Here is a 13692-nt window from a genome sequence, read left to right on the forward strand (position 1 = left end):
TCATTGTCCAAATACGGTGGGCAGCCACAGCACCATGGCCGGGAAGAGAATGATGAGCAGCAGGTGGATCAGATCGCTGGCAAGGAAGGGCATCACGCCCCGGAAGATGCGGCCGAGCGGCACATCCTTCGCCACGCCTTGAATCACGTAGAGGTTCATGCCGAGCGGTGGGTGGACGAAGCCGATCTCCATCGCGCGGGTGATGAAGATGCCGAACCAGATGGGCGACATGCCCACGCTCTCGACGATCGGGAGCAGGATCGGCGTGGTGAGCAGCATCAGCGCAAGGCCATCCAGCACCGATCCGAGCAGCAGCAGCAGGACGGCCACGACGAGGAGCGTGGGGATGGTGCCGAGGCCCATCTGCGTCACGCTGCTGCCCACCGCCTCGGTGAGGCCGGTGACGCTGATGAAGACCGAGAAGGTGATCGCCCCGATGATGACGAGGAAGATGAGGCCCGCCGTGCGCAGCGTTTCCGAGAAGGCGCGGAACAGCACGTCCCGGTTCAGGCGGCCACGCCAGGCCGTGATGACCAGCGCGCCGGCCGTGCCGATGGATGAGGCCTCCGAGGGGCTGAACCAGCCCAGCACGATGCCGCCCAGCACCACAGCGACCAGCAGCAGCATGTCGGCGATCTTGAGCATCGCCCGGCCACGCTCGGGCCAGCTCGCGCGCACGCTGGCCGGCGCGATGGAGGGCTTCCAGCGGCAGAGCAGCCAGATGACCAGGCAATAGAAGAGCATCTGCGAGATGCCCGGGATCAGCGTCGCAGTGAACAGCTTGCCGATCGATTGCTCGGCAATGATGCCATAAACGATCAACGCGCCGGATGGCGGCAGCATCTGGCCCAGTGTGCCGCCCGCCGCGACCGTGCCGGTCGCCAGGGCGTCGGAATAGCCGCGCTGGCGCATTTCCGGCAGGGCGACGAGGCCGATGGTCGCCGCCGTCGCCAGGCTCGATCCGTTGATCGATCCGAAGCCGGCGCACCCGCCCACCGACGCATAAGCGAGGCCGCCGCGCCGGTGACCGATCATCTTGGCCGCGGCATCGAACAGGTCGCTGCTGGCATTGGCGGAAAAGAAGAGATGCGCCATCAGCATGAAGAGCGGCAGCGTCCCCAGCTCGTAGCGGGTCAGCGTCTCGACCACGACGACGCCCGCCTTGATGAGCGCCGCTTCGGGCCCCAGCACGATCATCAGGCCGCCCACGCCGACAAGGCCGAGCGACACGCCGATCGGCAAGCCGGCCATGAGAATAGTCAACAGAATCAGCAGGCCGATAAAGCCTGTCTCGGGTGTGGCGAACATCATGAGCGGGGCCGCTCGGCGAGCTGGCGGACCAGCAGGACAATGACGACGACAAGCGAGGCATTGAGGAAGGCGCGCATCCAGCGCCATGGCACGCCGACCAGTTCGCTCACTTCCTGGCTATTCCAGAGATCGGACGCGAGCCAGCAGGAGCCGGCGAGCAACCCTGCATAGAAGACGATCGAGAGCGCCGTGCAGGTGCGCTCGGCAATGTCGCGCGGAACGCCCGTCAGCCGATCGAGGATCAGATGCACGCGGGCATGGTTCCGGGCGATCGTCGCCGCCACGAGCGCCAGCGCTCCGGCGACCAGAACCGCGACCTGAACCAGCTCGATCGCGCCCTTGAGCGGCAGGCCGGTGTGCCGCCCGATCACGGCGAGCAGGTTCAACAGCGCGGCCGCGATCAGGGCGCCCCCCCCGATCCAGACCATGGCAACCCTGGCAGAATTCATGCGCCAACCTCTTCGACGCGACCATCGGCCGCTATTGTGATGGCAGGCAGTCCCGCCTTTTGCGTGATACGCTCGACATAGGACCGGATGTCCGCCGCGCGGGCTAGCGAGGCGAGCACGGGCCGCCCCGGTGCTTCGACATCGACGGGGATGATGCCCACGTCCATCGCGCCGCCACCATGGAGACGGATGGTGCCGAGAAAGGCGTTCACCGCTTCAGGATGAAAGGGCGCGAGCGTGTAAGCCGGGTCCGGCTCGAAACCGAAGAGCTTGCGCCGCCGCTCCGCCCATTCCGCGCGGGCCGGATGATCCTGCGCCGGACTGAGCGCACTGGTGACGACGCAGCCATTGCCAAGTCCATGGAAAATCGGCTTCCCACGATAAAATTCGATACCGCGCACGATATGCGCATGATGACCAATCACGACGTCCGCCCCCGCATCGATTGCAGTGTGGGAAACCGCTCGTTCGTAAGGCGCGAGTTGCGCGGGTGTGTGGACGATACCCTTGTGGAGCGCCACGAGCACGATGTCCGCCTGCTGGCGCGCGGCCGCGATATCCTCCCGCAAGGTCGCGACGGCCTCTGCGGTCAGCGTGGTGAGCGCAGCCGCCGGCGCAATCGGCGCGCCGTCTGCCGTATCGACCCGCAGAAAGGCGCAGCCGGCAGTATCCTTACCGGCCCAACTGTTTTCCGGGCCAACGCAATTATAGCTCAGCAGCGCGATCCGATGGCCACCGCGCGTCACGATCGCCGGCGCGCGAGCAGCTGCAAGCGTCAGCGCCGCGCCGGTGTGATGCACGCCTTGCGCATCGAGACTGGCCAGCGTGTCGGCAATGCCCTGGGGACCGCAATCGGCGATGTGATTGCCGGCAAGACTAAGCATCCCGAACCCTGCCTGCGCGATGGCGGCAAGATTTTCGGGCGGCGCACCGGGGGCCGGCACATCTCCCTTCAGTTCGACGACACTCGCCGTGTGGGGCACTTCCAGATGCCCCACCGCGAGGTCGGCAGCGCGCAGGGCGGGGGCGATCCCGGCCAGCCAGTAGGCGCCATCTGGCTCATCCAGAACCAGATCGCCTGCCAGCACAATCGAGATCGCCTCCTTCCCCACGCACTCCGCTCCCTTAGAAGGACTTGCGCACGCTGACGGCGAAGAGCCTCCCAATGGGATCGCTCGCCGTCGCGTCGTAGCCACCGCCGCCGTTGCCGTTGGGCGCCAGATTGACATAGGGGGGCGCAATATCGAAGACGTTGCGCACTTCCATCGCGAGCGTGAGCCCCTTCTCGAAGAAGCCGGTAGCCTGCGGATCCCCGATCCGCCACGTCAGCGTCAAATCGACAGGGGTGTAGCTCTTCACGGACTGCACCGGGTTGGAAAGGTTGTTGGTGTATCCACCAACATGCGTGGCCAGAACACGCGCGCTCAGCGGCCCGTGATCCCAGGTGATGCTGGCCCGCGCCTTGAACTTGAGCGGATTGAAGATGACGTTGCGCCGGTCGACCAGCGGCGCGGCGGGCGTCACGGCGATGTTATATTTGGTGAGGTAGGTACCCGACACGTTGAAGAGCAGATGGTCGTCCGCACCGATGTCGGCTTTCCAGGTTCCGCTAAAGTCGATCCCGCGCGTGATCGACACGCCCAGATTCTGGCTGCGTCCGTCCACGAACAGTGTCACATTGGCCGGATCGCCGCCGGGGAAGGAACCTCCGGCCAGCGCGACGCCCTGGCTCAGCAACTGCTGCACCCGCGCCGCCGCCGCCGATCCACGCAGAATTATGCCCGTGCCGGCATACTGCGCCTCGTTGCCCAGGATGGTGAGGTTGGAGAGGTTGGCCAGCACCTGATTCTCATATTTGACATCCCAATAGGTGACGCCGAAACTCAGATTCGATGTGGGCTCGAAGTCCAAGCCGACCGACCAGGTGGTCGCCGTCTCCGGCTTCAGGTCCAGATTGGGACCGGAAAGCGCATAGCCCTGCAGCGGCGCACCGCCCGCCGGGTTCTGGTAGCTCTGGCCGAATATGTTGTTCGAGTTGCCGTAAATCTCCGGGATAGTGGGCGCACGGAACGACGTGCCGTAGCTGCCGCGCAGCTTGACGCCGCGCACCGGCTGCCAGTTCAGGCCGAACTTGGGGTTGGTGGTGCTGCCCACGTCACTATACTTGTCGTGGCGCACGGCGGCGTTGAGTTCCAGCCGCTCGAAACCGGGAACCGCGTTGTTCGCCCCAAAGATCGGGATGTAGAGTTCGCCATAGAAGGAGTCCACCTCGCGGCCGAAATGGCGGTAGGTAATCGGCGTCGTCGGCCCGCCGCGCGCGGAGCCAAGCGCGACGTTGAAATCCTGCCGCTCATAACCCGCCGCCAGCTTCACGTCGCCGCCGGGCAGCGCGAAGAGCGAGCCGTTGAGGCGACCTTCATAGGTCTTCAGGTGGCCATTGGTTGGAGCCAGGAAGATCTGGTCGGCAATCCCGGCCAGCACTGCGGCGCTTGTGCGACCACGGCTGTACGGGTCAAACGCCGTCGCGGGGTTGCTACTGGCGAGCGCAGCGTTCAGCGCGGCGTTATTGATGCCGTGATAAGAGCCTGAGAAATCATTGGTCTTGCCATAGCCGAACAGCACTTCGGCTTCCCAGTCATGGGGCAGCTTGGCACGAAGGCCGGGCGTGATTTGCCAGCTTTCCGCAGAACCGAACGAGTCATTGATCGGCACGCTGCTGCCGAAGTTATAGTCGAGTGTATAGCTGGTCCCGCTAAAGCCAGCGGGCCGCACGAAGAAGGCGTTCGTCTGCGGCACCGTCAGGCGCGCGTTGGAATAGGCGGAATTCCGGTAAAAATTACGCTTTGAATAGAAGCCGTCATAGAAGACGCTCAGCCAGTCGGTCAGGTCGAAGCGACCCGTGCTATTGAATGAGTCGTAGCGCTGCTCCGGAATGAGATCCTGATTGTCCAGCTCGTCGCACCTGTTGAGCGTGCCTGCCGCCAGCGATCCTGCCGTCGCTTGGGTCACGCCCCCCGCCGGGATGGCGTAGGTCGTACCGTTCGCATTGATGTTACCCGGGGCGCACCGCACGATCCGGTAATCCCCGCCGCCGAAGCTCGTCTGGTTGCTGGTAAAGAAGCCGCGATCGTCGCCACTCAGGTTCGAGCGCTCGACATGCTCGTAGGCGACCATGATCTGCCCGCGTTCAAACACCTTGCCGAGGGCGGCGCCCAGCGTCGTCTCATGGAAGTCGCCCCGCGACGATATGCCCGAGCGCGCGAACACCTCGCCGCCGTCGAGTGACCGGCGGGGAATAAGATTCACCACGCCCGCGACCGCATCCGAACCGTAGATGGCGGATGCGCCGTCGGCGACCACCTCGACCCGCTCGACACCCAGTGACGGCAGCACCGACGGATCAATCGAACGGCTGTTGTTGGTCACGCGGTGCCCGTCGATCATCACCAGCGTCGCATAAGGCCCAATGCCGCGCAGGTTCACCGAGTTGCCATAGGTGATGTTGCCGCTTCCGCCCGACTGGCCACGCGAATTTTCCGAGACGCCGAGGTCGAAGACCTGCGGAATTTCCTTAATCATGCGATCGACGGTGACCGCGCTCGAGGCCTCCATCTCGGCCCGGCCAAGTGTCGTGACGGTCGACCCGACCGGCGCTTCGCCGCGCACGCGGCTGCCGGTGATGACGATGTCCGGCGCTGCCGCCTCCTCGTTCTGCGCCACCGCCATGGCGGGCAGAGCCAGTGCCATCAGGCTGCTGCCCAGCTTCAGTGCCGTTCCTAGAGTGATCCCGCCTTTATAATCCTTGCTCATCCCAACCTCCCTCGCCGCCCCTGCGGCTTTTATGTTTAATCGACGTCTCAGTTCGCGACCGGCAATTTGACCCAGGAGCCGCCCGCGCTGCCCCGCTCGACCGTGAAAACCGGGGCGGGAGTCTGTTGTATTTCCTTGAGATTGCGCTGGCGGGGGTCCGCACCGGCGATGGTGACGCGCAAACGCGCGCCAGCCGGCACGATCCGCGACACCGGCGTCAGATCAATCGCCAGATTGGCCTGCTGGCCGATCGGGAGAGGTGCTACATCCGCCTTGCGCCCTGAGTGCCAGGGCAGACCCATGACGTCATAGGGTGCCTTGCCATTCTTGCGATGCGCTAGTGCCAGCCGGCCGAAGGCCACGACCTCCGCCTGTCCGTCGGCCGCCACTTGATCCAGATAGACGAAAACATCGGCATCGGGCTTGTCCGCCGAGACGCGCAGGTTCACGACCGGATAGCCGATCAGCTTGAGCGGCTTGTCCAGCTGGGCGCTGGTATAGCTCAGCCCCTTGTCGTCCATGGGCTTGGCCCAGAAGGCAAAATAGTCTGCGCCCGGCAAGTCGTAGCGCACCGTGAACTTGTCCGCGCCCGCGCGATCCGGCTTTGCACCGAGCGTTCCGTCATTCACTGATCGCGCGGTGCCACTGCGACCGCCGTTCAGGAACCACTGCATTGGCGTGACCTTGGCACCCGGCAACGCGTCGGAGCGGGCATAGCCACCTTTCCCGTCCAGTCCCTCGACCCAATAAGTCGCACGCGGCTCCTTCTCGATGCCGTTGTCCGCGCCTTTGAGATAATGATCGAAATAGCGCACGACTTCGCCAGTGAAGTCGAATCCAGGCGGCGGCACGCAGTGGCTGCCAGGCCCCGCGAGAAACTTCGATCCCTTGAGGTTCGCCGCGCTTAAGAGGGACTGGGCCGTTGGCTCGTCATGCCAGTTGCTCCAGAAATAAGTGGCGATGCCCGTCCGCTGGATCGCGTCGAGATAATTATAGACGCCGACTTCCTCCCAGAAGCGATTTCCAGTGAAAGAGGAAACGCTGTCGCGATAGGGCATACCATACCAGAGCGCGGCCATCGGCGTGTTCTGGGCATGCTGGGCAACGGCTGATTTAAGCTGCTGCCCGTCCGCGTCGCCATCGACCGGGACGCTCGCCAGATCGTCGCTCAATGGCTCGTCCGGCCGGGTGTTGAACTGTGCGGTGATACCGCCGCGCCGCACGAAAGCATATTTATCGAGGTCCGACGCGCCGATGAAAACCGCCTTGAGCGCCGGGGGCGTAGTGGTCGCGGTGTGAAATGTTGTGCCCCCCAGATAGGAGCATCCGATCATGCCGACTTTGCCGGTGGAAAAGGACTGACTTGCCAGCCACTCGACCAGATCATGGCCGTCTTTCGCCTCGGTGCGGTCCTGAAAACCCCGGCGCGCGCCAAAGGACGCGCCCTTGCCGCGAATATCGGCGACTGCGACCACGTAACCGGCCGAAATCAGCGAGCGGAGCGCCAGGCCGTCCTCCAGCGCGACTTCCCTGATCGCGCCGTCCTTATCCTTGAAACGAGCGCGATAGGGCGTGAACACGAAGATAACCGGAAGGCGCTTTTCTTCCACCTTGCCCTCACTAGCCGGTCGATAGATGTTGACGGCCAGCTTCGTCCCGTCCCGCACAGGCACGTAGAGCGAGCTACGCTGCACGTCTGCATAGTCTTTAGCCGGACCCGGCACGGCTGCCGCAACAGCAGCCAGCGCGCCGATCCATCTAACCGCCCGCATCCTCGCCCTCCTATTGTTGACAATTTCATCAGCGATCAAACCGCCGGATGCAATCAAAAAACAGATGACAATATTGTTGACAATATTGTCAGGAGATTAGACGCTCCTCACATGAACGAGCAGTTGGACAAGCGGGCACCCTCGGCCGTCGAGGTCGCCGACTGGGTGCGTGACCGCATTCGCACAGGCCGTTTTGTGCCAGGCCAGCGGTTGGTCGAAGTGGACATCATCCGGCAAACCGGCGCCAGTCGGTCGAAGGTGCGCGAAGCGTTGCAGCGGCTGGAAGGCGAAGGCCTGGTGCTGATTGAGGAATTCCGCGGGGCATCCGTCCGAAACACCAGCCTTGAGGAAGCTGCGCAAATTTATCGGGCGCGTCTTGCCCTAGAAGGTATCTGCGCCGCCGACTTCACACGAAACGCCTCGGAGGAACAGAAGCATCAGTTGTGCATCGTCCAGGAGCAACTCGACAAATGCGTGAACGATCGGGCGCCGGATAAGTTTGGGCGGCTGAATATCGAGTGGCATCGACTCATTGTGGAAGGCTCAGGCAACACGGTCATTGCCGAGTTGCTCAAACGCCTGAATGTTCCCATTCACCGAATGTTGTTCGAGAGTTTCTACGACGAGGAGCGCCTGCGTACCGCGAACGCGGACCACCAGAACATGCTGCGCCTCATTTTGGCCGGAGAGGCCGATGCGGCCGAAACGGCCATGCGCAGCCACATCGGTGACGGGTTCAAAACACTGTCAAAAATCGAGAGTGAATTTTATCGGTGAGGGTCGTGAGTGCGGTGCTCATCGATTGTCAGCAACGGGCCACTGACAGAATCGGCCTAACCCGCGATAAATCCGGGGCGCCCACCTCAGCGCCGTTCCTCTCCGTCATCCTCGACCGCGCTTGAAGCGCTTGCCGCAGCGCGTGGATCGGCGAGCGCCTTCCTCGCCTTGCCGGCGAAGGAGGCCTTCGGGTCCAGCTTCAGGGATCGCTCCAGCAAGGCAATCGCTCGCGCATGATTGGGATCACGACCTTGCTTCCCGTCCAACTCGGCCTTCCCAAGCATGAAGCAGCTTTCCGCCTCCCCGAGCCGGCAGGCCTTGTCGAACATGTCGAGCGCGCCGCTACGGTCTTTACGGACTCCCTGACCCCGGTGGATCATCATTGCGAGATTGCCGCAGGCGCTCGCGTCGTCAGCCTGACACGTCTTCTCGAACAATTCTGCGGCTCGCGCGTAGTCACGCGGCACGCCGAGCCCGTCCCGGTAGAGGACGCCGAGATTATAGCATGATTTGTCATCGCCCGCGTTGCAGCCCTGCCGGAACAGGCGCGCGGCTTCTGCATGATTGCGGCGCAGTCCCTTGCCCAGCGAATAGGCAGCGCCGAGGTTCATGCATCCGTCGGGCGATCCCTTGTCGCAGGCTTCCCGGAAGAGAGCAGCGGCGCGGACGTCATCCTTCGTAACGCCATCCCCGCGAATATAAGCGAGGCCGAGGTTCGAGCATCCGGTGGCATCGCCGCTCCGGCAGGCATAGGCGTAATAAGCGGTGGCTCGGTCCATCGACAGGGCAACGCCCTGCCCCTGCCCATAAGCGAAGCCGGCCATGGTGCAGCTTGCCATGTCACCAAGATTGCACGCCTTGCCCGCAAAATACGTCGCCTGCACCAGATCGCGGCCGACACCCCGGCCTTCCCGGTAGCGCTCGCCCAGTTCGGCGCAGCTGTCCGCATCCTCTCCGTCGCAGCGCGTGGCAAGGTCAGGCACGGAGGTCGGCGCATCCTCCTGTGACGGCTCCATTTCCGGTGGCGCTTGCGTTGCTGTCGCGACTTCCTGCGCCTGCGCAGGAGGCACCGCGGAGGCGATTGCCAGCGCGAGGACGACCATGGGCCGCAAGGTCGGCGTCATCCGCCTTGTCCCTCGGTGCCCTCCCGGACGAGCTGTGCGCGAAAGTGCAGCGATTGCGGCGTAGCCTCAAGCACGTCGATCATGAAGTTGCCGATGTGAACCGTCTTTTGCGCTCGGGGAAAGCGCATGGGCTGGCCGGAACCGGCATGAGCGAGGTCGTCAATGCTGTAGCCGCGCTTCTCGAACACCAACTCGCCATTCTGCACGCCCAGATAGGCAATGTCGTAAATCTGCCCGACCACATCCGTGTCATAATCGCTGACGATGGGGATCTGCGCACCCTTGGCATAATCCCGTGGTGGAACGACGGCATGTCCCGCCAGCGCAATCTGCGGCGTGCCGAAGGTTTCAACGCCGGGCGCCTTCGAGCGAATGACCGGCACCTTGGGATCAAGGCGCATGCGTTCGTGGATTGCCTTCGGGCTTTCCGACGCCTGGGCATCGGCGATCAGGGCCTTGGCAAAAGCGACTTCGTCGATCTGCAGGGGGAAGCCGTCGCCCTGCGCATGATCCGCGGCGCAGACGAACTGCAATTGCGCATCGCCGATTGTTTCGGGCAGGACGGCTTCGGTCGGAAAGCTCACCGCGGTCTCGTCGAGCCGTTGATCCTCAGCGTCATAGCGCATCGCCATATCCCAGCTTTCGGTGCGCTTCTTGCAGTCGGTCACCATATAGGCGCGGATGAGGGCCGCTGGATCATTGGGATCGCGGATCACCTGGCTGGCCTGATACCGGACGATATTGCCCTCACGCTCGATGGAGCCCACATCGACGAACAGAACCCGGTCCCCGCCCTGCGCAACGAACCACCATTGCGAAGAGCGCGCCTGTGCCGCCGTCGGCGCCAGCGCGAGCAGGCCGCATAGCAACGTAGCAATTTTGCCGTTCAGCAGCTGTCCTTTCCTCATAGTCATAGTCATATGCCGGCCTATTCCGCCTCTGGCGCACCGAGCGGCTCAATGGATTTGCCGTCCTTGGTACAGGTAAACCGCGACGCGCGCAGGGGCGGCTTCACGCTCACCGCATCCGCCCGCCAGATTTGCCCTTGCTCCGGGCTGGACGTCATCGCACTGCGGTCGATACGCATGCCCGCCTCGGGCGCCAGCTCCTCTTCGAAAAACCGAACGCACTTCTGAACGGCGGTATCCGTGATCCCAGAAATCGCGACCTCATCTTCGCCGATACCGGTGGGCAGCATGCCGGCGACAGGATCTGCCCTCACCACATCTTGCGGTGGGGCCGCGGCAGCGACCAGCATTGTTATCATGAGCATAGGATGAGACCTCTACAAGCGGAAACAGCCTCTTGTGGCCACCGATGCGCAGGATATGAAACTGTTTTTCCCAATCGATCGTCCAGCCGTGCGACGCTGCCGTTGGCACGACGGTCGACGGAAACACGCACACCCTACTTCGGCCGCCAGTAAGATGCCCTGGTTGCGTGGGCACGCAGGAGCAGCAGCCACCCTGCGCAACTAGCGGATCGGCGTTAAGACCGGAGGTCCGGTGCATGGCCGATCTGTACTATTATTCTTGCTCAGATGCTAACCACCCGGCCACTGGCATGCCCTTTCGCCAAGATGCACTTTTGAAGGTACCAATGCCTAAATACTTATATTATTTCGGAATAATCTGATGATTTTAATTGTCGCAAATTCAAAATCGGCGAATTTTAATCGCCATTTAAAAAACTATACGCGCCGCAAGGGGCCACACTCAGAGGTCGAACCTACTCCACCGTCACGCTCTTCGCCAAATTCCGGGGCTGGTCCACGTCCGTGCCCTTGAGCACCGCGACGTGGTAGGCGAGGAGTTGCACGGGCACGGCATAGACCATCGGCGCGATGAGGGGGTGGACCTTGGGGAGCGCGAGTGTGGCAAGGCAGCCTTCACCGGCGGCGGCGATGCCCTCCTCGTCCGAGATCAGCACGACCTTGCCGCCGCGGGCCTGCACTTCCTGCATGTTGGAGACGGTCTTCTCGAACAGCGGGCCTGAGGGCGCGATGACGATGACCGGCACTGCCTCGTCGATCAGCGCGATGGGGCCATGCTTCATTTCACCCGCCGCATAACCTTCGGCATGGATGTAGCTGATTTCCTTGAGCTTCAGCGCACCTTCGAGAGCCAACGGATAATCGGTGCCGCGCCCCAGATAGAGCACGTCCCGCGCGGGCGCGATGTGCGGCGCGAGGGCCTGGATCGCCTCGTCCTGCATCAGCGCCTGATTGATCGCGGCAGGGGCCTCGGCGAGGTGGCCGACGATCCGCTGCTCTTCCGCGCGCGTCACCCGCCCCTTGGCGCGGGCGAGATTGGCCGCGAGCGCCGCGAGCACGGCGAGCTGGCAAGTGAAAGCCTTGGTCGAGGCGACGCCGATCTCTGGCCCGGCATGGGTCGGCAGCAGCAAGTCCGCCTCGCGCGCCATCGAACTGGTCGGCACGTTGACGACGACGGCGATCTTCTGCCCTTCCGCCCTGGCGTGGCGCAGCGCCGCGAGCGTATCGGCCGTCTCGCCGGACTGGGAGATGAAGAGGGCAAGGCCGCCCGCCTCCATCACCGGCTCGCGGTATCGAAACTCCGAGGCGAAATCGAGGTCAACCGGCACGCGCGCGAACTGCTCGAACCAGTATTTGGCGACCATACCGGCATAGAAACTGGTGCCGCACGCGACAATCGTGACCCGGCCGATGGCAGACAGGTCGAAGTCCGGGATCGGCAGGGAGAGCGTGTCATCGATCCGCCGGAGGTAGCTGCGCAGCGTCTGGGCGACCACCACCGGCTGCTCGTAAATCTCCTTGAGCATGAAGTGGCGGTGATTGCCCTTATCGATCATCGCACCGGACACGCCGGAGATGGTGACCGCGCGCTCGACGGGATTGTTGGCCCGGTCGAACACCTGCGCGCCCTCGCGCGTCACCACCACCCAGTCGCCCTCGTCCAGATAGGCGATGCGCTGGGTGAGCGGGGCCAGCGCCAGCGCGTCCGACCCGAGGTAGGTCTCGCCATCGCCATGGCCGACCACCAGCGGCGAGCCAAGGCGCGCGCCAATCAACAGATCGGGATGGCGACGGAACAGGATGGCGAGCGCGAAGGCGCCGTGCAGACGGGGCAGCACCTGCTTCACTGCCTCCTGCGGCGAGGCGCCCTGCTCGACCAGCTCGCTCACCAGATGCGCGACCACCTCGGTATCGGTCTCGCTGGCGAACACCCGCCCGCGCCCGATCAGCTCATCGCGCAGCGCCTTGAAATTCTCGATGATGCCATTGTGGACCACCGCGACCTCGTCCGTCGCATGGGGGTGCGCGTTGCTCGTGGTCGGCGCGCCATGGGTGGCCCAGCGGGTATGGGCAATGCCGGTCGCGCCCGCCAGCGGCTCGGCGGCCAGCACACGGGCAAGATTGACGAGCTTGCCCTCGGCCCGTCGCCGCTGGATGCGGCCATCCACGATCGTGGCAACGCCGGCGGAATCATAGCCGCGATATTCGAGCCGCCGCAGCCCGTCGAGCAGGCGCTCCGCGACATCCTGCGTGCCGACGATGCCGATGATTCCGCACATGGGGGTGAGCCTTCCTTGAATTCAGATCGTGTAAGGGATGCGGATGCCCGGCATATTGGCCGGGAAATCCCTGCTGTTGCGCGTCACCAATATCCGCCCGCTCAACTGGGCCGATGCCAGGATGATGGCATCGGGCAATTTAAGCGAGCGGCGCTGCTGCCGAAGCGAGGCAGCCCGCCGCCCCACTTCCTCGCTCACTTCCGCGATCGCGAAAAGATCCAGAAAGCGCTCGGTCTCGGCATGGAGCCCGTCCGGGGCGCCGGCCATGATCTCGATCCAGCTGATCCGGCTGATCCAAGGTCGACGGGCGCGCTGCAGTTCCGCCCAGGCCTGCGGGCGTTCATGAAGCGCGTCGATGAGAATATTGGTGTCGAAGTAGAACTCGCTCACGGCTGAGGTGCCCCCTCGGCGCTCTCCCAATCCCGATCCCACTCGCCACGGGCGCGACGTTCATAGGCTAGCCCATCCACTGACGAGCCATGCTGCGCCCAGAGGCCGAAAAAGCGCTCCACCCCCTGCATGGACTGGGCGGCACGATAGCTGCTGACGGCCTCGCGGAGGATCGCCGCGCGGGATGTCCCCTGCTGCGCGGCCTGCTCCTCAAGCCACTTCACATCGTCGTCAGAAAGGTCAGCCAGGAAGCGCATGATATATTGATATCATATCGTGATATCATGTCAACGGTGCGCCTCGACCACGCAAGAAAAGAGGGCGAACCACATAGCTGGCCGCCCTCTTTCCTATCCCAACTGCCCAAATGCACCCGGAGGCGCATTTCCCACGGACAGGTTCGGCTCGCACCGATAAGGATCGATGATCAGCGCTGCACTCCCCACAACCGGGCAAAGCCGATTGCGTCCCACGAAGGATCGCTGCTCATCTGCTGGCTCGACCCTC

At 63.6% G+C, this 13692-nt stretch carries 12 protein-coding genes; 1 reads left to right on the forward strand and 11 read right to left on the reverse strand.

Translation table 11 applies throughout. From position 1 onward, the window contains the following. Genes M2341_RS11995 through M2341_RS12015 form a run of 5 tightly spaced genes read right to left on the reverse strand, consistent with a single transcriptional unit; the run spans nucleotide 1 to nucleotide 7342 of the window. Nucleotides 1–1311 (reverse strand): TRAP transporter large permease, encoded by a 1311-nt coding sequence (locus M2341_RS11995; RefSeq protein ID WP_264585395.1) that lies wholly within the window; start codon nucleotides 1309–1311, stop codon nucleotides 1–3. Then, nucleotides 1308–1760, reverse strand: coding sequence for a TRAP transporter small permease subunit (locus M2341_RS12000; RefSeq protein ID WP_264585396.1), 453 nt, complete (start codon nucleotides 1758–1760; stop codon nucleotides 1308–1310). Before M2341_RS12000 ends, M2341_RS11995 begins: the two co-directional genes overlap by 4 nt. Beyond that, a complete protein-coding gene (locus M2341_RS12005) occupies nucleotides 1757–2872 on the reverse strand; it encodes a CapA family protein (RefSeq protein WP_264585397.1) in 1116 nt (371 codons plus the stop codon). Before M2341_RS12005 ends, M2341_RS12000 begins: the two co-directional genes overlap by 4 nt. A gap of 13 nt (nucleotides 2873–2885) precedes the next feature. Further along, nucleotides 2886–5570, reverse strand: coding sequence for a TonB-dependent receptor plug domain-containing protein (locus tag M2341_RS12010; RefSeq protein WP_264585398.1), 2685 nt, complete (start codon nucleotides 5568–5570; stop codon nucleotides 2886–2888). A gap of 47 nt (nucleotides 5571–5617) precedes the next feature. Next, complete coding sequence (locus tag M2341_RS12015) at nucleotides 5618–7342, reverse strand: CocE/NonD family hydrolase (protein ID WP_264585399.1); 1725 nt, start codon at nucleotides 7340–7342, stop codon at nucleotides 5618–5620. A 111-nt stretch (nucleotides 7343–7453) separates the two neighbouring features. Here M2341_RS12015 and M2341_RS12020 point away from each other — a divergent pair, with 111 nt between their 5' ends. Beyond that, complete coding sequence (locus M2341_RS12020) at nucleotides 7454–8119, forward strand: GntR family transcriptional regulator (RefSeq protein ID WP_264585400.1); 666 nt, start codon at nucleotides 7454–7456, stop codon at nucleotides 8117–8119. Between the two features lie 86 nt (nucleotides 8120–8205). On the opposite strand, the gene M2341_RS12025 is transcribed toward M2341_RS12020, so the two are convergent. From M2341_RS12025 to M2341_RS12050, 6 genes are all read right to left on the reverse strand, one after another. Continuing rightward, nucleotides 8206–9243, reverse strand: coding sequence for a tetratricopeptide repeat protein (locus M2341_RS12025; protein WP_264585401.1), 1038 nt, complete (start codon nucleotides 9241–9243; stop codon nucleotides 8206–8208). Next, a complete protein-coding gene (locus M2341_RS12030) occupies nucleotides 9240–10151 on the reverse strand; it encodes a hypothetical protein (protein WP_264585402.1) in 912 nt (303 codons plus the stop codon). The genes M2341_RS12025 and M2341_RS12030 overlap by 4 nt, the downstream gene beginning before the upstream one ends. 20 nt (nucleotides 10152–10171) lie before the next feature. Then, nucleotides 10172–10501, reverse strand: coding sequence for a hypothetical protein (locus M2341_RS12035; RefSeq protein ID WP_264585403.1), 330 nt, complete (start codon nucleotides 10499–10501; stop codon nucleotides 10172–10174). 470 nt (nucleotides 10502–10971) lie between these two features. Next, on the reverse strand, nucleotides 10972–12795 hold the full coding sequence (gene glmS / locus M2341_RS12040; RefSeq protein WP_264585404.1) for a glutamine--fructose-6-phosphate transaminase (isomerizing): 1824 nt from the start codon (nucleotides 12793–12795) through the stop codon (nucleotides 10972–10974). A 21-nt stretch (nucleotides 12796–12816) separates the two neighbouring features. Continuing rightward, a complete protein-coding gene (locus M2341_RS12045) occupies nucleotides 12817–13185 on the reverse strand; it encodes a type II toxin-antitoxin system VapC family toxin (RefSeq protein WP_264570817.1) in 369 nt (122 codons plus the stop codon). Next, nucleotides 13182–13442 (reverse strand): ribbon-helix-helix protein, CopG family, encoded by a 261-nt coding sequence (locus tag M2341_RS12050; protein ID WP_264573219.1) that lies wholly within the window; start codon nucleotides 13440–13442, stop codon nucleotides 13182–13184. Before M2341_RS12050 ends, M2341_RS12045 begins: the two co-directional genes overlap by 4 nt. Between the last annotated feature and the right edge of the window lie 250 nt (nucleotides 13443–13692).

The organism is Sphingobium sp. B7D2B (genome assembly GCF_025961895.1).
GTDB lineage: Bacteria > Pseudomonadota > Alphaproteobacteria > Sphingomonadales > Sphingomonadaceae > Sphingobium.